Source organism: Microbacterium sp. Be9 (assembly GCF_011754135.1).
Classification (GTDB): domain Bacteria; phylum Actinomycetota; class Actinomycetes; order Actinomycetales; family Microbacteriaceae; genus Microbacterium; species Microbacterium maritypicum_A.
In genome coordinates, this window is sequence record NZ_WNWT01000003.1 from 60,171 (window position 1) to 78,020 (window position 17,850).

14 protein-coding genes are annotated in these 17,850 nt (G+C 68.7%); 13 read left to right on the forward strand and 1 reads right to left on the reverse strand.

The window, feature by feature from the left end:
* Positions 1–83: 83 nt before the first annotated feature.
* From GLO27_RS03155 to GLO27_RS03185, 7 genes are all read left to right on the forward strand, one after another.
* The gene (locus GLO27_RS03155; RefSeq protein WP_136023896.1) at positions 84–1,400 is read left to right on the forward strand and encodes a sugar ABC transporter substrate-binding protein; all 1,317 of its coding nucleotides are present in this window, start codon (positions 84–86) and stop codon (positions 1,398–1,400) included.
* Positions 1,401–1,402: 2 nt separating this feature from the next.
* Positions 1,403–2,365: a sugar ABC transporter permease gene (locus GLO27_RS03160; protein WP_021198391.1), complete on the forward strand. Its 963-nt coding sequence runs from the start codon at positions 1,403–1,405 to the stop codon at positions 2,363–2,365.
* Positions 2,362–3,306: a carbohydrate ABC transporter permease gene (locus tag GLO27_RS03165; protein ID WP_021198390.1), complete on the forward strand. Its 945-nt coding sequence runs from the start codon at positions 2,362–2,364 to the stop codon at positions 3,304–3,306. Before GLO27_RS03160 ends, GLO27_RS03165 begins: the two co-directional genes overlap by 4 nt.
* A complete protein-coding gene (locus GLO27_RS03170) occupies positions 3,303–4,940 on the forward strand; it encodes a glycogen debranching protein (RefSeq protein WP_152525840.1) in 1,638 nt (545 codons plus the stop codon). The genes GLO27_RS03165 and GLO27_RS03170 overlap by 4 nt, the downstream gene beginning before the upstream one ends.
* 122 nt (positions 4,941–5,062) lie before the next feature.
* Positions 5,063–6,379 (forward strand): sugar ABC transporter substrate-binding protein, encoded by a 1,317-nt coding sequence (locus GLO27_RS03175; protein ID WP_029260121.1) that lies wholly within the window; start codon positions 5,063–5,065, stop codon positions 6,377–6,379.
* Between the two features lie 2 nt (positions 6,380–6,381).
* On the forward strand, positions 6,382–7,275 hold the full coding sequence (locus tag GLO27_RS03180; RefSeq protein ID WP_021198387.1) for a sugar ABC transporter permease: 894 nt from the start codon (positions 6,382–6,384) through the stop codon (positions 7,273–7,275).
* Positions 7,272–8,168: a carbohydrate ABC transporter permease gene (locus GLO27_RS03185; RefSeq protein ID WP_021198386.1), complete on the forward strand. Its 897-nt coding sequence runs from the start codon at positions 7,272–7,274 to the stop codon at positions 8,166–8,168. The genes GLO27_RS03180 and GLO27_RS03185 overlap by 4 nt, the downstream gene beginning before the upstream one ends.
* Before the next feature lie 17 nt (positions 8,169–8,185).
* Here GLO27_RS03185 and GLO27_RS03190 read toward each other — a convergent pair whose 3' ends face one another.
* Complete coding sequence (locus GLO27_RS03190; protein WP_167253565.1) at positions 8,186–8,842, reverse strand: GntR family transcriptional regulator; 657 nt, start codon at positions 8,840–8,842, stop codon at positions 8,186–8,188.
* A gap of 149 nt (positions 8,843–8,991) precedes the next feature.
* Here GLO27_RS03190 and GLO27_RS03195 point away from each other — a divergent pair, with 149 nt between their 5' ends.
* From GLO27_RS03195 to GLO27_RS03220, 6 genes are all read left to right on the forward strand, one after another.
* Positions 8,992–11,073: a beta-galactosidase gene (locus tag GLO27_RS03195; RefSeq protein WP_021198380.1), complete on the forward strand. Its 2,082-nt coding sequence runs from the start codon at positions 8,992–8,994 to the stop codon at positions 11,071–11,073.
* The gene (gene gcvPA, locus GLO27_RS03200; protein WP_167253568.1) at positions 11,070–12,482 is read left to right on the forward strand and encodes an aminomethyl-transferring glycine dehydrogenase subunit GcvPA; all 1,413 of its coding nucleotides are present in this window, start codon (positions 11,070–11,072) and stop codon (positions 12,480–12,482) included. Before GLO27_RS03195 ends, gcvPA begins: the two co-directional genes overlap by 4 nt.
* On the forward strand, positions 12,479–14,062 hold the full coding sequence (gcvPB, locus tag GLO27_RS03205; protein WP_167253571.1) for an aminomethyl-transferring glycine dehydrogenase subunit GcvPB: 1,584 nt from the start codon (positions 12,479–12,481) through the stop codon (positions 14,060–14,062). The genes gcvPA and gcvPB overlap by 4 nt, the downstream gene beginning before the upstream one ends.
* Positions 14,059–15,306: an NAD(+)/NADH kinase gene (locus tag GLO27_RS20220; RefSeq protein ID WP_208323521.1), complete on the forward strand. Its 1,248-nt coding sequence runs from the start codon at positions 14,059–14,061 to the stop codon at positions 15,304–15,306. The genes gcvPB and GLO27_RS20220 overlap by 4 nt, the downstream gene beginning before the upstream one ends.
* A 51-nt stretch (positions 15,307–15,357) precedes the next feature.
* Positions 15,358–16,116 carry a glucose 1-dehydrogenase gene (locus tag GLO27_RS03215; protein ID WP_167253573.1) on the forward strand — a complete coding sequence of 253 codons (759 nt, stop codon included), beginning with the start codon at positions 15,358–15,360 and terminating at the stop codon, positions 16,114–16,116.
* 191 nt (positions 16,117–16,307) lie between these two features.
* Positions 16,308–17,828, forward strand: a complete 1,521-nt coding sequence (locus GLO27_RS03220) for an SDR family NAD(P)-dependent oxidoreductase (RefSeq protein WP_136023909.1) — start codon at positions 16,308–16,310, stop codon at positions 17,826–17,828.
* The last annotated feature ends 22 nt before the right edge of the window (positions 17,829–17,850 follow it).

The window sequence follows — 17,850 nt, forward strand, 5'->3', positions numbered from 1 at the left end:
AGGATTGCGTTCTGTATACAGAATACCAATACGCCCGAAGGGGCATCCCGACCTGATCTTCCAATGATGAAAGAGGTAGCGAGATGGCACGTGCGAACGTGACGCGGTATCTGGCACTGGGTGCCGCCGGCGCTCTGGCACTCGGACTCGCCGCGTGCAGCGGTGGGGGTGGAGGAGGCGGTGGAGGCGTCGACGCCGACGGCAACGCCACCGTCGTCTGGTCGACCTGGGGCACGGCCGACGAGCTCACCCGCTACGAGGAGTTCAACAAGGACTTCATGGAGCGCCACCCCGACATCAAGGTCAAGCTGCAGCCCGTGGCGGACTATGGCGACTACCACTCCAAGCTGCTCGCTCAGCTCACCAGCAACACCGCGCCCGACGTGTTCTACGTGGGCGACGACAAGATCGGCCAGTTCGTCGACTCGAACCGGCTCATGCCGCTGAGCGACCTGATGGACTCGAAGGACAGCAAGACGAAGAAGGATGACTTCTTCCCCGGGCTCTTCGGCGCTGCCGAGAACGACGGCGAGGTGTACGCCGCCCCGAACGACTCGAACCCCGACGTGTTCTGGTACGACAAGCAGGCGCTGGCGGCCGCAGGGATCACGGAGGACCCGGCGACCCTCGCCGAGAACGGCGAGTGGACCACCGACAAGTTCCTGGAGATGAACGAGAAGCTCCACGACGCGGGCCTCACCGGCACCATGTACTGGAACTACTGGGCGACGCACTGGAGCTGGCTCTCGTCGCAGGGCCTCGATGCTCCCTATGACGATTCCGGTGCCTTCGTCGCGAACAACGACGCCGCCACCGTCGAGTCGGTGCAGCAGCTCGGCGACCTGTTCGAGGACGGCACCTTCGTCGTCGCCGACACCCTTCCTGACGGTGCCGGCGCCGACAGCGTGTTCGTCACGCACAAGGCCGGCTTCTTCGTGCAGGGCCGCTACACGATCGGCACGGTCGATGCGACGGGCGAGCAGGACAGCTACGACATCGTGCAGTGGCCGACCCCCGACGGCGAAGCCGCTCCCACCGGCGTGGCGACCAGCTTCCTCGCGATCAACGGCAAGACCAAGGTGAAGGACGCGGCGTTCACGTTCTGGACCGAGTTCCTCTCCGCCGAGGGGCAGACCTTCCGTCTGCAGGGCGGCGGCAACGCGGTCCCCTCGATCAAGGGCGCTGACGAGGTCGTGCTCGAGGACGACTATCCCGCACACGCCCAGACCTTCCTCGACATGCGCGACATCGGGTTCGAGGACTACCCCGCCGAGGCGCGCGTGCCCGGTCTGCCGACCGCCATCGCCGACGAGTTCCTGAAGCTGTACCAGGGCAAGGCCGACGCGCAGGAGACGCTCGACACCATCGCCGACGTGGTCAAGGAACGGTCGGAGAAGTAGGAGTGAGCACTCTCACCGAGAACGGGAGGATGCCGCAGGTCACCCCTGCGGCATCCGCCCCGCCCCTGCGCAAGGAGGCGCTCTGGCGTCGCCGCGACCGGCTGTGGGGGTACGTCTTCGTCGGCCCCCAGATGATCGGCATGGGGCTGTTCGTCGTGCTGCCGTTCGCCGCCAGCCTGGTGCTCGCTTTCGCGGACTGGGACGGGCTGACCGATCTCACCTGGGTGGGTTTCGCCAACTTCGCCGATCAGCTGACCGACCCGCTCCTCGGTCGGGCGATCCTCAACACGCTCATCATCGCGATCGTCACGGTCCCCATCGGCCTCGGCCTCTCGGTGATCGTCGCCGTCGCACTCGAGAAGCTCAAGACGCGCACGCTCTACCTGATCCTGTTCTTCGCCCCGGTCGTGACCTCGACGGTCGCGGTGGCGATGATCTGGCAGCAGATGTTCCGCTCCGACGGGCTGCTGTCGACCACGATCGCGAAGGTCTTCGGGGTCACCCCGCCCGACTGGCTGCAGGACCCGAAGCTGGCCCTCCTCGCCGTCTGCATCGTCACCATCTGGTCGTCGATGGGCCTCAACGTCGTGATCTTCCTCGCTGGATTGCAGAACATCTCACCCTCGGTGATCGAGGCGGCGCGCATCGACGGTGCCGGCCCGTGGCGGCTGTTCACCAGCATCCGCCTGCCGCTGCTCTCCCCGATCGTCTTCTTCTCGTCGGTGGTCGCGTTCATCTCGTCGCTGCAGACGTTCGACACGGTCTATGTGCTGGTGCAGGACGCCGGCCCCGACAACGCGACCCGCACGATCGTCTACCACATCTTCGATCTGGGCTTCGGGCGGTTCGAGTTCGGTCCGTCCAGCGCCGCGAGCATCATCCTGCTCCTGCTCACGCTCGTCATCACCGCGGTGCAGTTCGGCGCGCAGAAGAAGTTCGTCCACTACGAGGATGACCCCGCATGAGCATTCAGACGCCCCCGCTGACCGGCCCTGCTCCGGCCACAGACTCCACCATCGCGATCACTGCGCCCGGCTACCGGTCCCGTGGCCGTGGCGGCCCCGCCGTCGACCGCGCACGCCGCCGGCTCGGTTCGACCCTGCTGCACGTGGTGCTCGTGGTGGCAGGGATCGGCATGGTGTTCCCGTTCATCTGGATGCTGCTGACCTCGTTCAAGACCCTGCCGCAGCTGCTGAAGAACCCGCTGCAGTTCCTCCCGGATCCCTGGACGTTCGACAACTACACCCAGGCCTGGAACGCGGTCCCGTTCGGCCAGGCGTACCTGAACAGCGCGTACATCGCGATCCTCGTGGTGGTCGGCACGCTGCTCACGGCGTCGATGGCGGGATATGCGTTCGCGCGCATCCGGTTCCGCGGCAGCAAGGTGCTCTTCATCGTCTTCCTCGCGACGCAGATGATCCCGAAGCAGGTGACGCTGATCCCCTTCTATCTGCTGATGTCGAACCTCGGCTGGGTGGATTCGCACCTCGCGCTGATCGTCCCGGGCATCATGGCGAACCCGTTCGCGGTGTTCCTGATGCGGCAGTTCGTGCTGGCTCTGCCGCGTGAGCTGGAAGAAGCGGCGATCGTCGACGGTGCCGGTCGCTGGCGCATCTTCTGGAGCGTCGTGCTCCCCAACCTGAAGCCCGGCCTCGCTGCCCTCAGCATCATCGTGGCGCTCGATGTGTGGAACGCCTTCCTGTTCCCGCTCGTGCTGTTGAACTCGCCCGACCTGTTCACGGTTCCCCTGCTGCTGAACGCCTTCGAGGGACAGCAGGGCTCGATCAACTACGGACTCGTGATGGCGGCCTCGGCGATCGCGACCGTGCCCATGCTGATCGTGTTCGTCATCGGTCAGCGGAAGATCCTCAACAGCATGGCCGCATCGGGGCTGGGAGGGCGATGATGACGGATGCCGCCGCCCTCGCCGGCCGTCACCTCGACCTGGCCTCGGCGCCGTTCACGTTGCCGCGTTCGCGCGTGCTCGTCTTCCGCGCGGAGGACGGGAACGGCGTGCGCGTGCACACCTCGGAGTATGAGCGGCGCCTGTCGGAGTGCCGCGTGCTCGATGCGCTGATCGTGGTGGACGCCTCAGGCGAGGCGCGTGCGGTGACCGACGTGCATCCGGCGCGAGTGACGTTCGGCGCTGCTGCGGCGACGCTGACCTTCGCCGATCCGTCGACGCTGAGCCTCGGCGGAGAACCCGGGTCGCGGGTGCGGCTGCGGCGACCGGACGGGAGTGTCGAGGAGCATCCGCTCGGGGACGGTCTTCGCCTCCGCATCGACGCCGACCGCACCGTCACGGTCGAGCCCGGCGACCACGCTGCGGCGCTCGCCGCGACCGAGGCGATCTGGGACGACTGGTTCGCGAAGTGCCCGAGTGTGCGCGGCGACCTGCAGGAGATGACGGCGTTCTGCTGGTGGGTGCTCGGCGCGAACATCGTCGAGCTGCCGTCGCTGGGCGATGCCAGGGCGATCGTGCCGTCGAAGATCGGCTACGTCGGCCTGTGGCAGTGGGATGCGTACTTCATCGCCGTGGGACTGCGACACGGCGACCCGGAGCTCGCGCGCGAGCAGCTCGACATCGCGTTCCGTTTCCCACAGCCCGACGGCCAGCTGCCCGACGTGGTGCACGAGCTCGGAGTGCTCGCGACCAGCGACGACCTGCCCGAGAGCGACCGTGCGAACCTGCGCAGAGCCGGATCGCAGATCGCCGACCCGAGCGCCCCCGTGCCGCTCACCAAACCACCGCTCGCCGCGTGGGCGCTGCGCAAGGTGCTCGAGGCCGAGGACGCCCCCGACTACGCGCGCCGGCAGTTGACCCGCATCGTCCGCTCGCAGGACTGGTGGTTCGACGGCAGCGACCTCGACCACGACGGGATGCCGGAGTACGGGCACCCGTACTCCTCCGGGCTCGACGACAGCCCGATCTTCGACGGTCCACTGCCGACAGCTGCTCCCGACCTGGGTGCGTACCTCGTGCGACAGGACGTGGAGCTCGCGGACCTGCTGACCCGCTATGAACCGGATGCCGACGTCTCGCGGTTGAGGGAACGGGCCGAGAGCACGCAGGAGCGGCTGCTGCGCATGTGGGATCCGGACCTCGGGCGATTCCTCGCGTATGGCGGCGGGGAGCCGCAGCTCAGCGACACGGTCGTCGGGTTGATGCCGCTGCTCACGGGCACGTTGCCGGCGCCGATCGCCGATGCGCTGCGCCAGGCCGTCGACGACCCCGAGCGCTTCGCCCTGCCCTGGGGGCTGCCGACGGTCGCAGCATCGGATCCCGACTTCTCGGACGAGCGGATGTGGCGCGGACCGGTGTGGGTCAACACGAGCATGCTGGTCGCCGAGGGGCTGGAGGCGTCGGGGTACCCCGAGCGGGCACGGGAGCTGCGAGAGCAGACCGTGGCCCTCGTGATCCACGGCGGCGGTCCGCACGAGTACTTCAACCCGCACACAGGTCGGAAGGCGCGTACGGCGACCACCGCGTTCGGCTGGTCGGCTGCGCTGTTCATCGACCTCGCCGTGCAGCTCAGCTGACGGCATCCGTTCCGGTCGCGATTCCTGTCGCTTACCGGGGCGGCAACCGACAGGAACGGCGACCGGAACACTGCGGAACTCGATTGTATTCAATATTCATTTCAACGACGAAGGAGTCAGACATGAAGAAGAAGCTCACAGGGATCGCCGCGCTCGCGGCGGTCGGGATCGCGCTCGCCGGATGCGCCACCGGAGGAGTGCCGACCGGAGGGTCCGACGCGGTCGCGCTGGACCCCGACGCGAAGCTCGACGGAGAGATCACCGTGTGGTCGTGGGATGTCGGAGCCGTCGCCCTGGAGCGGCTCGCGGCCGACTTCGAGAAGGCCCACGAGGGCACGACCGTGAAGGTCGTCGACGTGGGCTACGACAACGCCTATGACAAGATGTCGGTCGGCTTCCAAGCGGGCACCGGCCTGCCCGACGTGGTCACGATCGAGACGGATGCCGCCCCCGGCTACATCACGCAGTTCCCGAAGGGGATGCTCGACCTGAACCCGATCCTGGGCGGTGATGAAGTCGACTTCGACCCGTTCAAGTGGTCCGCGGGTTCCGATGCCGACGGGTCCTTGCGCATCGCTCCGTGGGACTCCGGCACCGTGGCGCTGTACTACCGCACAGACATCGTCGAGCAGGCGGGCGTCGACATCGAGGCCGCGGCGACCTGGGACGATCTGATCGCGGCGGGCAAGGTCATCAAGGAGAAGACCGGCCACACGCTGCTCTCGACCGACCTCTCCGCCGGTGGCGGCTTTCAGATGCTGCTGCAGCAGCTCGGGCAGGGGCTGTTCAACGAGGCGGGAGAGATCACGCTCGACTCGCCGGAAGCCGTGCGCGTGCTCACCATGCTGCAGGAGATGAACGAGGCCGGTCTCATCAAGAACGTCACCGGATGGGACGGCCGGGTCACCTCGGCGAAAGACGGCGACTCCGCCGTGACGGCAGACGCCGTCTGGTGGATCGGCACGCTCCAGGGCGACGCCCCCGAGCTGAGCGGAAAGTACGCCGTGCTCCCGCTCCCGGCGTTCGACGAGGGCGGTGCCCGCACGTCGAACAACGGCGGATCCGGCCTCGCGGTGCCGGCGCAGGCGAAGAACCCGCAGCTGGCCGCGGCGTTCGTCGACTTCGTGCTGGCGGATGCCGACAACCAGGTGTCGATGATGACGAACGAGGGACTCTTTCCGTCGTACCTGCCCGCACTGGAATCGGACTACTTCTCGAAGCCGGTCGAGTACTTCGGCGGTCAGCCGGTCTACGAGACCTTCGCAGAGCTCACGGCCCAGATCCCGCCGATCGTCTACACCTCGGACAGTGCAGAGGCCTCGGACATCGTCGCCAACGCCGTCGCCGCCGCCGTGCTGAACGGCGCCGACCCCGCCACCGTGCTCGCCGATGCGGCCGCGCAGCTCGCCACCTCCACCGGTCGAGAGGTCGCGAAGTAACCATGACCTCCGCGACCTCGCCCGGGTCCGGCCGCCGACGGCTGGACCCGGGCAGGGCCGGACGCTGGTTCGTGCTGCCGGCTGCCGCCCTGCTCCTGTTCTTCTTCGCCTATCCGCTGGGCGCCTCGCTCTGGCAGAGCCTGTTCCGCACCGAGGGCGGCGTGACGAGCTTCGTCGGACTCGGCCAGTACGAGCGGCTGTTCTCCGACCCGCTGATCGCGAAGAGCCTGTTCAACGCGGGACTGATCCTCATCGTCCAGGTGCCGCTGATGATGGTGCTCGCGGTCGGGCTCGCCTACCTGCTCAACCAGTCATGGCTGCGGTGGCGTTCGGGATTCCGCCTGCTCACGTTCCTGCCCGCGGTGACCACGCTGGTCGCCTACGCCGTCGTGTTCCGCGTGCTGCTCGCCACCGACGGCGGCGCCGTGAACCAGATGCTCGGTGTGATCGGCGTCGCCCCGATCGACTGGCTGAACAACGAGTGGTGGGCGCGTGTCTCCGTGATCGCCGCCGTCACCTGGCGATGGACCGGCTACAACATGGTCATCATCCTCGCCGGCCTGCAGTCGATCCCCCCGGAGCTCTACGAGGCGGCGAAGGTCGACGGCGCCGGACGCTGGCAGACGTTCTGGAGCGTGGTGCTTCCGCAGCTGCGGCCGGTGCTGATCTTCACGGGGATCACCTCGACGATCGGCGCACTGCAGCTGTTCGACGAGAACTTCATCCTCACGGGCGGCGGCCCCAACGACGCCACGCTCACCCCGGTGCTCTACCTGTACAAGGTCGGGTTCCGACAGTTCGACTTCGGCTACGCATCAGCCATCGCCTGGATGCTGGTGCTGATCACCGCGATCATCGCCGTCGTGCAGTTCCGGGTCATGAGGGAGAAGCCATGACAGATCTCGCCACCCGCACCCTGGTCACCTCCGGCCGCGACACCCGCAGCCTCGGAGCGGGGGAGCGCGGCGCCCGTTCGCGCATGCTGCGGCTGCCGCTCTACCTGCTGCTGGTCGTGGCCTCGCTGGTGTCGATCATCCCGTTCCTGTGGATGGTCATCGCCTCCACCCATCCGAGTTCGGAGCTGTTCGGCACGCCGCTCCCGGTGCTCCCCGGCGACGCGCTGTGGGAGAACCTCGCCCGCTTGGAGGAGAGCATCGGCTTCAGCCGAGTGATGCTCAACAGCCTGCTGATCGCGGTGATCTACACGGTCTTCAGCTCGATCGTCAGCATCATGTGCGGCTACGGGCTCGCCACCTATCGATTCCGTGGACGCGGTGTGCTGCTCGCGCTCGTGCTCGTGACGATGATGATCCCGATGCAGGTGCTGCTGGTCCCGCTGTTCCAGATCATGGCCGGCATGGGGTGGATCGACACGTATCAGGCCGTGATCCTGCCGTTCCTGGCGAACGCGTTCGGGATCTTCCTGATGCGCCAGGGGTTCCTCGACTTCCCGCCGAGCCTGATCGAGGCGGCCAGGATCGACGGCGCGAGCGAGCTGCGCACGTTCTATCGGATCGTGCTTCCCGTCGCGAAGCCGCAGATCGCGGCGCTCGTGATCTATACGTTCATCAGCCAGTGGAACGCGTTCATCTGGCCGCTGCTCATGCTCAACACCGAGGCGAACTACACGGTTCCGGTCGCGCTGAACACGATGATCGGCATGAGCCGCGTCGACTACTCCGGCCTGATGCTGGGGTCGCTGCTGGCGACACTGCCCCTGCTCCTGCTGTTCCTGATCTTCCAGAAGCAGTTCGTCGCAGGTCTCCTCGGCGGCGCGGTGAAGGGGTGAGGGGATGCGGGGGCGGTCTACGCCGTGAAGTACGAGCTCGTGGCGTTGTCGAGGATGCGCTGCATGCCGTGCATCCAGTTGAGCTTGAGCGCTTCGACGGCGCCGGGGATATCGCCGTCGGCGAGGTGCCGGGCGATCTCGGCGTGCTCGGCGGCGACGCGTTCGACCTTGACGTCTTCGGGCACGAGGAGCGACTCGTAGCGGTGGAACGAGCTGCGCACGTTGTCGATGACGGCGAGCAGGCGGGCGTTGGGGCAGGCCGACAGCATCACGCTGTGCCACTCGTCGTCCTTGGTGATGACGAGCTGGTGCTCCACGAGCTCGTCGGCGAACGCGTCGGCCATCTCTTTGAGCTGCGCGCCGATGCGACGCAGCTCGTCGGGCGGGCTGAGCTCGATCGCGAGGCTCTCGAGCGCCGCCAGGACGGGAGCGAGATCGCGGAACTCGGAGGCGCTGAGCGGGACGAACCGGAAGCCCTTGCCGTTCTCGCTCTCGATCTGCCCTTCGGACTCCAGGGCGATGAGCGCCTCGCGCAGGGGAGTGCGGCTGACGCCGAGCTCGGTGGCGAGCTGGACCTCGTTGATGCCCTCGCCGGGCTGCACGAGTCCGGCGCGCATGCGGTTCAGCAGCTCCTGCCGGACCTGCGAGCGCAGGTTCTTGCGTTCGATCGCCATGCGTCCCCTCTTCTGCCGCCTGCCCGTCAGCCTATGGGTTGACGGGCCTGGGACGACGTCCTAGTGTGTTGTATACAGAATACAGCCGATTCCGGATTCGCACCAGTGCACCGCCGGATCAGCCGGTGATGACTCAGAGAGGAGACTTCGTGCCCGCACCCGGTGGCGACCAGCCCACCCGACGCGTCCGCCTCGACGCCCTCGCCTACGGCGGCGACTACAACCCCGACCAGTGGTCGGAAGAGATCTGGCACGAAGACATCCGCCTGATGCGCGAAGCCGGCGTGAACATGGTGAGCCTGCCGATCTTCAGCTGGCCGCAGCTGGAGCCGGAGCCCGGTGTCTACGACTGGGCATGGCTCGACCGCATCATCGATCTGCTGTGGGAGGCGGGCATCGCGATCGACCTCGCCACCGCCACCGCGACCCCGCCGTCGTGGCTGCTGCGCGCCCACCCCGAGATGGCGCCGTGGGATGCCGACGGGCACCGGCTCGAGTTCGGATCGCGCCAGACGTACTGCCCGTCATCGCCGGTCTGGCGCGAGAACGTCGCCCGCATGACCAGGGCCATGGCCGAGCGCTACGGTGAGCACCCCGGCCTCGCGATGTGGCACATCTCGAACGAGTACGGCGACCACACCTCGCGGTGCTGGTGCCCCGAGTCGGCCCGGCACTTCCGGCGCTGGCTGCAGGACCGCTACGGCGATCTGGACGGTCTGAACGAGGCCTGGGGTGTGAACGTGTGGGGTCAGCGCTACACCTCGTGGGAGCACATCGAGACGCCGAAGAAGGCGCCCGGCCCTGTCAACCCGACCAAGCTGCTTGACTTCGAGCGCTTCTCGTCTGACGCCCTTCTGGAGCTGTTCCAGGTCGAGATCGATGTGCTGCGCGAGGTCACCCCCGACATCGCGGTGACCACGAACTTCATGAGCATGTTCCGCGACCTGGACTACTGGGACTTCGCCGCCGTCGAAGACGTGGTGACCGATGACGCCTACCCCGAGCCCGCCGACCCGACATCGCACGTCGGCGCGGCTCTCAACTACGGCCTGATGCGCTCGCTCAAGGGCGGACAGCCCTGGCTGCTGCTGGAGTCATCTGCCAGCGCGACCAGCTGGCGCGACGTGAACGTGCCGAAGGCGCCGGGCAAGATCCGCATCGAGAGCCTGCAGGCCGTCGCCCACGGCTCCGACGCGGTGATGTTCTTCCAGTGGCGCCAGGCCAAGTACGGCCAGGAGAAGTTCCACTCGTCGATGCTCGGCCACCGCGGGGAGCGCTCACGCAGCTTCCGGGAGACCAAGGCGCTGGGGCTCGAACTCAAGAAGCTCGAGCAGGTGCGGGGAACCCGGGTGCGCTCGCGCGTGGCGCTGGTCGTCGACTGGGACTCCTGGTGGGGGACCAGCGCGGTCGAGTCGCTGCCCTCGCAGCGGCTGCAGTGGGTACAGCAGGCGCGCGCGTGGCACCGAGCGCTATACACGCTCGGTCAGCCGGTGGATGCCGTTCGCGCCACCGGCCCCTTCGACGCCTACGACGTGGTCGTCGTGCCGAACCTCTACATCGTCGAGCAGCCGCAGGCCGAGGCGCTCGCCGCCTTCGTGGAGCGCGGCGGGCACCTCGTGGTCGGACCGTTCTCGGGAGTGGTGGACGCCACGGAGAAGGTGCACGACGGCGGAGCCCCCGGGTTGCTGCGAGACCTGCTCGGCATCGAGGTCGACGAGCAGTGGCCGATCGCCGACGGTCTGACCGAGAGCATCGACTTTGCGGGCGAGCGCCTGAGCGTGCCCTCGTGGAGCGAGTGGCTCGAAGCGGATGATGATGTCGAGGTACGCGGGGCGTACGCGAGCGGCGAGCTCGAAGGGTTGCCCGCGGTGACCCGTCGCACGACGGGGGCGGGGTCGGCCTGGTACGTCAGTGCGATGTTCGACCCTGAGGGCCTGCTCCCGGTCTTCCGTGATGTGCTGCGCACCGCCGGCGTTCCCGCCCGCGAGCGCACCGACGTCGAGGTCGAGGTCGTCACCCGTGCCGACGACACCACCGACTACACCTTCTATCTGAACCACGGGCGCTCCCCCGTCGCGTTCGAGATCCCGACCCCGGGCGTCGACCTGCTCACCGGCATCCGTCACGCGGACCGGCTCCAGCTCGACCGTTACGGCGTCGCCGTTCTCGCCGCACCCCGCGCTGCCTCCATCCCTTTTGCCACCCTGATCCCCGAGAAGGAGGACGCATGACCGCCCCGTTCGTGCATCCGTACATCCCCAACACCGCCCCGGCCTCCCGAGCGGCGATGCTCGCGGCCGTCGGCGCCGCCTCGGTCGACGAGTTCTACGCCGACATCCCGGAGTCGCTGCGACTCGGACGTCCGCTCGACCTTCCGACCCCGTTCGCGGCCGAGCAGGACCTCGCCCGCCACGTGCGGGGGCTGCTCGCCAAGAACCGTTCGACCCAGGAGCGGCTGAGCTTCCTCGGCGCGGGCACCTACAACCACTACGTGCCCGCCGTGGTGGACGAGGTCATCGGCCGCAGCGAGTTCCTGACCGCGTACGCCGGTGAGCCCTACGAGGACCACGGTCGCTTCCAGGCCCTGTTCCAGTACCAATCGCTGATGGCCGAGCTGCTCGAGATGGACGTCGTGAACGTGCCGACCTACGACGGCTACCAGGCGACGGCGACCGGCCTCACGATGTCGGGGCGACTCACGGGCCGCGGGCGGGTGCTGGTCGTCAGCGACGTGCTGCCGGCGAAGCTCGCGAAGGTGCACGACTACGTCCGCGCGCACCTGACGCTCGAGCTCGTACCCACCGTCGGCGGTACGGCCGACGTCGCCGCCGTTCGCGCGGCGCTGGGCGATGACGTGGCCGCGGTCTGGATCGAGACGCCGAGCGCCACCGGCGCCGTGGAGGCGTCCCTGCAGGAGATCTCGGATGCCGCCCACGCGGCCGGCGCCGTGGTCGTCGTCGGCACCGACCCCATCGGCTACGGCGTCCTCGCCCCGCCCTCGGTCTCGGGAGCGGACATCGTCACCGGCGACATCCAGTCCCTCGGCCTGCACCAGTGGTTCGGCGGCGCCCACGGCGGGTTCATCGCCGTGCACGACGACCCGACCTTCGTGATGGAGATGCCCTCGCGCCTGTTCGGGCTCGCCACCACCGACGTGCCCGGTGAGTACGGCTTCGGCGATGTGGCCTACGACCGCACCTCGTTCGCACACCGCGAGGAGGGGAAGGAATGGGTCGGCACGGCCGCGGCCCTCTGGGGCATCGCCGCCGGGGTGTACCTCGCGCTGATGGGACCGGCCGGCATGGCCGAGCTCGGCGAGGTGCTGCTCGCCCGCACCCGGTACGCGCAGCAGGCGCTCTCCGCAGTGCCGGGTGTCTCCCTCGACGACGACGCCGTGCACCTGCGCGAGTTCACGGTGACCTTCGCCGACGTCACGGCCGAAGCGGTCGTCACGGCGCTCCGCACCAAGGGCATCGAGCCCGGCGTGGTCGTGGGGGAGCGCCGCCTGCTCGTCTGCGTCACCGAGCTCACCACCCAGGCCGACATCGATACCCTGGCCGGCGCGCTCGCCGAGGTCACGGCATCCGACGCGTCTTCATCCCATGCATCACACCAGGCTGCGAAGGAGCAGAACCGATGAGTCTTCCCGTCGCCCCGAAGCCGACGCTGCGCCGATTCCAACAGGCCCGCTGGGACGAGCCGATCATCTTCGAGCTGAGCACCCCCGGTGAACGCGGCGTGCTGGTGTCGCAGGTCGAGCCCGGCGTTCGCGAGGTCGTGGGCGACGTGGTCGCCGCGCTGCCCGCCTCCCTGCGCCGTGCCGCGAAGCCGAACCTGCCCGAGATGGGGCAGATGCGCGTGCTCAAGCACTACCTGCGCCTGTCGCAGGAGAATCTCGGCGCCGACTTCAACGTCGACATCGGCCAGGGCACCTGCACCATGAAGTACGCGCCGAAGATCGACGACCAGCTCGCGAACACTCCGCAGCTCACCGCGATGCACCCGCATCAGGATCCGGCCGACGCGCAGGGCGTGCTCGAGATCGTCTGGCAGCTGGAGCGGATGCTCGCCGAGATCTCCGGGATGGACGAGGTCTCGCTGCACACGCAGGGCGGATCGGCGGCGATCTGGGCGAATATCGCCATGATCCGCGCCTTCCACGAGGCGAACGGCGAAGGCGAGCAGCGTCGCGAGGTCATCACCACGATCTTCAGCCACCCCTCGAACGCGGCCGCTGCGAAGGCGGCCGGCTATGAGGTCATCACGGTCTACCCCGACGCCGAGGGCTATCCGTCGCTCGACGCGTTGAAGGCCGCCCTGTCGCCCCGCACCGCGGCGATCATGGTCACGAACCCGGAGGACACCGGCATCTACAATCCGGCGATCCGGGAGTGGGTCGACGCTGCGCACGCGGTCGGAGCCCTCGCCTCCTACGACCAGGCCAACGCGAACGGCATCCTCGGGGTCACGCGCGCCCGCGATGCCGGCTTCGACGTGTGCCACTTCAACCTGCACAAGACCTTCGGCACCCCGCATGGCAGCGGCGGACCCGGCTCGGGCGCCAACGCCGTGAGCGCGGCCCTCGCCCCGTTCCTGCCGGGGCCACGTGTGGTGCGTGACGACGACGGGACCTTCGCCGTGACCGAGGCGGGGGAGCTGTCGATCGGCGCGGTCGGCCCGTTCTTCGGCGTCATCCCCGCGCTCGTGAAGGCCTACTCGTGGATCATGGCACTGGGGGCTCCGGGGCTGCTCGCCGCCGCAGAGACCGCCGTGCTGAACAACAACTACCTGATGGCTCGTGTGCTCGCGATCCCCGGAGCATCCGCGCCGTATGCCACGGGTCGCCGCCGCATCGAGCAGGTGCGTTACTCGTGGGAGGGGCTGTACCAGGAGACCGGCATCTCGTCGGAGGAGATCGGCGTGCGCATGTCCGACTTCGGGATGCACTACTGGACGAGTCACCACCCCTACGTGGTGCCGCAGCCGTTCACGCTCGAGCCGACCGAGTCGTACTCGATGGCAGAGCTCGATGAATATGCGGCGACCCTGGCCGAAGTGGCACGCGAAGCACGCGAGAACCCCGAGGTGGTGCGCACCGCCCCGCACAACCAGACCGTGCACCACACGCACCATGACGACCTGGACGACCCGGAGCGGTGGGCGATCACGTGGCGCGCGTATCAGCGGAAGTACTTCCCCGCGGAGTCTGTCGCGTCGTGATCGGCCTCGTCGTCAACCCTGTCGCCGGTGTCGGCGGGCCCGCGGGGCTCGCCGGCTCCGACGGTGCGGACATGCAGCGCCTCGCCCTCGCGCGCGGCGCCCGTTCGCGCGTGCAGGAGCGGGCGGTCCTCGCCCTGACGACGCTCGCCGAACGGCATCCGGGGCTCGTGGTCGCGACCGTCGCCGGTGCGATGGGCGCCGATGCGGTGCGCTCCGCAGGTCTCGTGCCGTGCGTCGTCGGGGCCGGCTCGAGCGATGCGGGCTCGCGCGGGGCGGGTGTGACCGAGGTGACGGAGGCGGCGGATACCTCGCGTGCGATCGCAGCGTTGGCCGCGGCGGGGGCCGATCTGATCCTCGTCGTGGGTGGCGACGGCACCCTGCGCGACGCGGTCTCGGGGCTCGGCGCCGTGGCACATCCGTCGGGTGAAAAGCCCGATGGCGGAAGGTGCGACGACGGATCCGCGCTCGACGCCGAAAGCTGCCGACAGGCGCACGGTCTGCCGGCCGTGCTCGGAGTTCCGGCAGGCGTGAAGATGTACTCGCCCGTGTTCGCGGTCAGTCCGCGGGCGGCGGGATCGATCGCCGCGGACTGGATCGAGCACGACGGACTCCCGACCGAGGAGCGTGAGGTGCTCGACATCGACGAGGCCGCGATGCGGCGCGCCCGCGTCGACCCCACGCTGTACGGAATGCTCCGGGTGCCGCATCGTGCGGGCCGCACTCAGGCACGCAAGGCGCCGACGCCGGTCACCGAGGCGGCTGCGGTCGAAGCTGCGGCCCGCGGGGCTGTCTCCCGCATGCGACCGGGCGTGCGCTATCTCCTCGGCCCCGGAGGCACGATCGCCGAGATCACCCGGCAGCTCGGCGTCGAAGGTTCCCCGCTGGGCGTCGACGTCGTTCTCGACGGTGCCATCCTCGTCCGCGGGGCGAGTGAGCAGGAGCTGCTCGCCCAGATCGCCGAGGGTCCGGCGCAGGCCGTCGTCACCGTCATCGGCGGGCAGGGATTCCTGCTCGGGCGCGGCAATCAACAGCTCTCGGCGTCTGTGCTGCGCGCACTCGGCGACGACCCGCTCCTCGTCGTCGCCCCCGAGCAGAAGCTCATCGACCTGCACGGACGCCCGCTCCTCGTCGACACCGGCGACCCGGAACTCGATGCGAGACTCGCCGGGCACGTCCGCGTCGTCACCGGCGTCGGCACCCGCAGCCTGTATGCCGTGAATGCGCCCGAACTCACCCTCACCTGACATATCCCGACCCCCGACAGACCCGTCTGAACGAACCTGAAAGGCCACCCCATGCGTCTCGAGAACAAGAAGGCCATTGTCACCGGCGGTGCCGGCGGCATCGGTCGCGCCACGGCGCTCGCGCTCGCCGCCGAGGGCGCGGCGGTCGCCGTCGTCGACCTGAACGCGGATGCGGCCGAAGCCGTCGCGGAGGAGATCCGCGCGACCGGCGGCACGGCCGTCGCGATCGCCGCCGACGTCGCGAGCGAGCCCGACATCGAGCGGGTGATCGCGACCTCCGTGGCCGAGCTCGGCGGCGTGGACGTCGTCTTCAACAACGCCGGGATCATCCGTCGCACCACTGCGGTCGAGACGACCGTCGAGGAGTGGGACCGCGTCTTCGGCGTGAATGTGCGCTCGATCTTCCTGATGTGCAAGCACATCGTTCCGGTCATGGAGGCGGCGGGTGGAGGCTCGATCATCAACACCGGATCGGGCTGGGGCCTCAAGGGCGGTGGCCAGGCCATCTCCTACTGCGCCTCGAAGGGCGCGGTCGTGAACATGACGCGCGCGCTCGCGATCGACCACGGTCCCGCCGGCATCCGGGTGAACTCGGTCAACCCCGGCGACGTGAACACCGGGATGCTGCGGGAGGAAGCGCGTCAGCTGGCGCAGGACACCAACGCGTTCCTCGCCGAGGCCGCCGATCGCCCGCTGCGCCGCATGGGTGAGCCGAGCGAGGTCGCGCAGGCCGTGGTCTGGCTCGCGAGCGATGACTCCTCGTACGTCACGGGTTCGGCGCTCGTCGTCGACGGCGGGGGCATCGCCTAGCGAGGTGTCGCCACGGGGGACGTGTGTGCGTCGAGAGCACGGGATCTCGCCGAGCGCACGGCTCTTCGGCGTTGATACGCCGTGCGCTCGGCGACATGCCGTGCACTCGGCACCGAGGGCGAGGGCGAGGGCGAGGGCGAGGGCGAGGGCGGCGGGGCGGATGCCCAGGACACTCGCGTAAAATCGGCACAATGACCGACGCCCCCTCCGACGCTGCACCCGACCTCGGACCGGGCGTCGACCCCGAAGATCTCGCCACCACGCTGCGCGTGCTGCGCGAGCTGCACCGGATCGACAACGAGCACCCCGATTTCATCGCGGTACGCCAGGCCACCGCGGCGATGTTCAAAGACGTGAAGCGGGTGCGCCGCAAGCAGATCCGTGACGCGATCGCCGAGGCCGACAAAGCCGTGGTGGCCCGCACCGCCACGGGTGCCCCCGACCGCATCGACGATGAGACCCGTGGCAACGATCTCGCCACCAGCGTCGTCGACGCCCCGATCGCGGGCGAACTGCTGAAGCCGCGCAACTGCTACATCTGCAAGCAGCCGTACACCGTGGTGGACGCGTTCTACCACCAGCTCTGCCCGGACTGCGCCCGCTTCAGCCACGGCAAGCGCAACGCCCGCACCGACCTCACCGGCAAGCGCGCCCTGCTCACGGGTGGCCGCGCGAAGATCGGCATGCACATCGCGCTGCGGCTGCTGCGTGACGGCGCGCACACCACGATCACGACCCGCTTCCCGCGCGACGCCGTGCGACGCTTCTCGGCCCTGCCCGACTCGGCCGACTGGCTGCACCGCCTGCGCGTGGTCGGCATCGACCTGCGCGACCCTGCTCAGGTGATCGGCCTGGCGGACTCGGTCGCCGCTCAGGGCCCGCTCGACATCCTCATCAACAACGCCGCACAGACTGTACGCCGCTCGCCGGGTGCTTACTCCCTGTTGGCGGATGCCGAGCTGCAGCCCCTCCCCGACGGACCCCTGCCCGAGATGGAGACCTTCGGGCACACGGCCGACCCGCACCCGCAAGCGCTGCAGGCCTCGGTCGATGCGCATCCGCTGCTCTCGGTCGCGGCCCTCGGCGGCACGGTCGCCGAGCAGGGTGGTCAGGCACTCACGGCCGAAGATCTCGCGCGCCTCGCGATGGCGCCCGGATCGTCGTCGCTCGAGAAGCATGCCGACGGCACCGCGATCGACGCCGGCGGCCTCGTGCCCGACGTGAACCGCGTCAACAGCTGGGTGCAGTCGATCGAGCAGGTCGATCCGCTCGAGATGCTCGAGGTGCAGCTCGCGAACACGACAGCGCCGTTCCTGCTGATCAGCCGTCTGCGTGCCTCGATGGCCGCGTCCGATGCGCACCGCAAGTACGTGGTCAACGTCTCGGCGATGGAGGGACAGTTCTCCCGCCGCTACAAGGGCCCTGGACACCCGCACACGAACATGGCCAAGGCCGCGCTCAACATGCTCACGCGCACGAGCGCGGGCGAGATGCTCGAGAAGGACGGCATCCTGATGACCGCCGTCGACACCGGCTGGATCACCGACGAGCGTCCGCACTACACGAAGGTGCGCCTCGCCGAGGAGGGCTTCCATGCCCCGCTCGATCTGGTCGACGGCGCCGCCCGCGTGTACGACCCGATCGTGCGTGGCGAGGCCGGCGAAGACATCCACGGCGTGTTCCTCAAGGATTACGAGCCCAGCCCCTGGTGAGCATCCGCGCTCGATAGCATCG

What these genes read in the sequence shown, in the direction of transcription:
- gcvPA (WP_167253568.1), top strand. Translation starts at nt 11,070, where the DNA reads ATGACCGCCCCGTTCGTGCATCCGTACATCCCCAACACCGCCCCGGCC.
- GLO27_RS03180 (WP_021198387.1), top strand. Translation starts at nt 6,382, where the DNA reads ATGACCTCCGCGACCTCGCCCGGGTCCGGCCGCCGACGGCTGGACCCG.
- gcvPB (WP_167253571.1), top strand. Translation starts at nt 12,479, where the DNA reads ATGAGTCTTCCCGTCGCCCCGAAGCCGACGCTGCGCCGATTCCAACAG.
- GLO27_RS03215 (WP_167253573.1), top strand. Translation starts at nt 15,358, where the DNA reads ATGCGTCTCGAGAACAAGAAGGCCATTGTCACCGGCGGTGCCGGCGGC.
- GLO27_RS03190 (WP_167253565.1), bottom strand. Translation starts at nt 8,842, where the DNA reads ATGGCGATCGAACGCAAGAACCTGCGCTCGCAGGTCCGGCAGGAGCTG.
- GLO27_RS03220 (WP_136023909.1), top strand. Translation starts at nt 16,308, where the DNA reads ATGACCGACGCCCCCTCCGACGCTGCACCCGACCTCGGACCGGGCGTC.
- GLO27_RS03185 (WP_021198386.1), top strand. Translation starts at nt 7,272, where the DNA reads ATGACAGATCTCGCCACCCGCACCCTGGTCACCTCCGGCCGCGACACC.
- GLO27_RS03175 (WP_029260121.1), top strand. Translation starts at nt 5,063, where the DNA reads ATGAAGAAGAAGCTCACAGGGATCGCCGCGCTCGCGGCGGTCGGGATC.
- GLO27_RS03155 (WP_136023896.1), top strand. Translation starts at nt 84, where the DNA reads ATGGCACGTGCGAACGTGACGCGGTATCTGGCACTGGGTGCCGCCGGC.
- GLO27_RS03170 (WP_152525840.1), top strand. Translation starts at nt 3,303, where the DNA reads ATGATGACGGATGCCGCCGCCCTCGCCGGCCGTCACCTCGACCTGGCC.
- GLO27_RS03165 (WP_021198390.1), top strand. Translation starts at nt 2,362, where the DNA reads ATGAGCATTCAGACGCCCCCGCTGACCGGCCCTGCTCCGGCCACAGAC.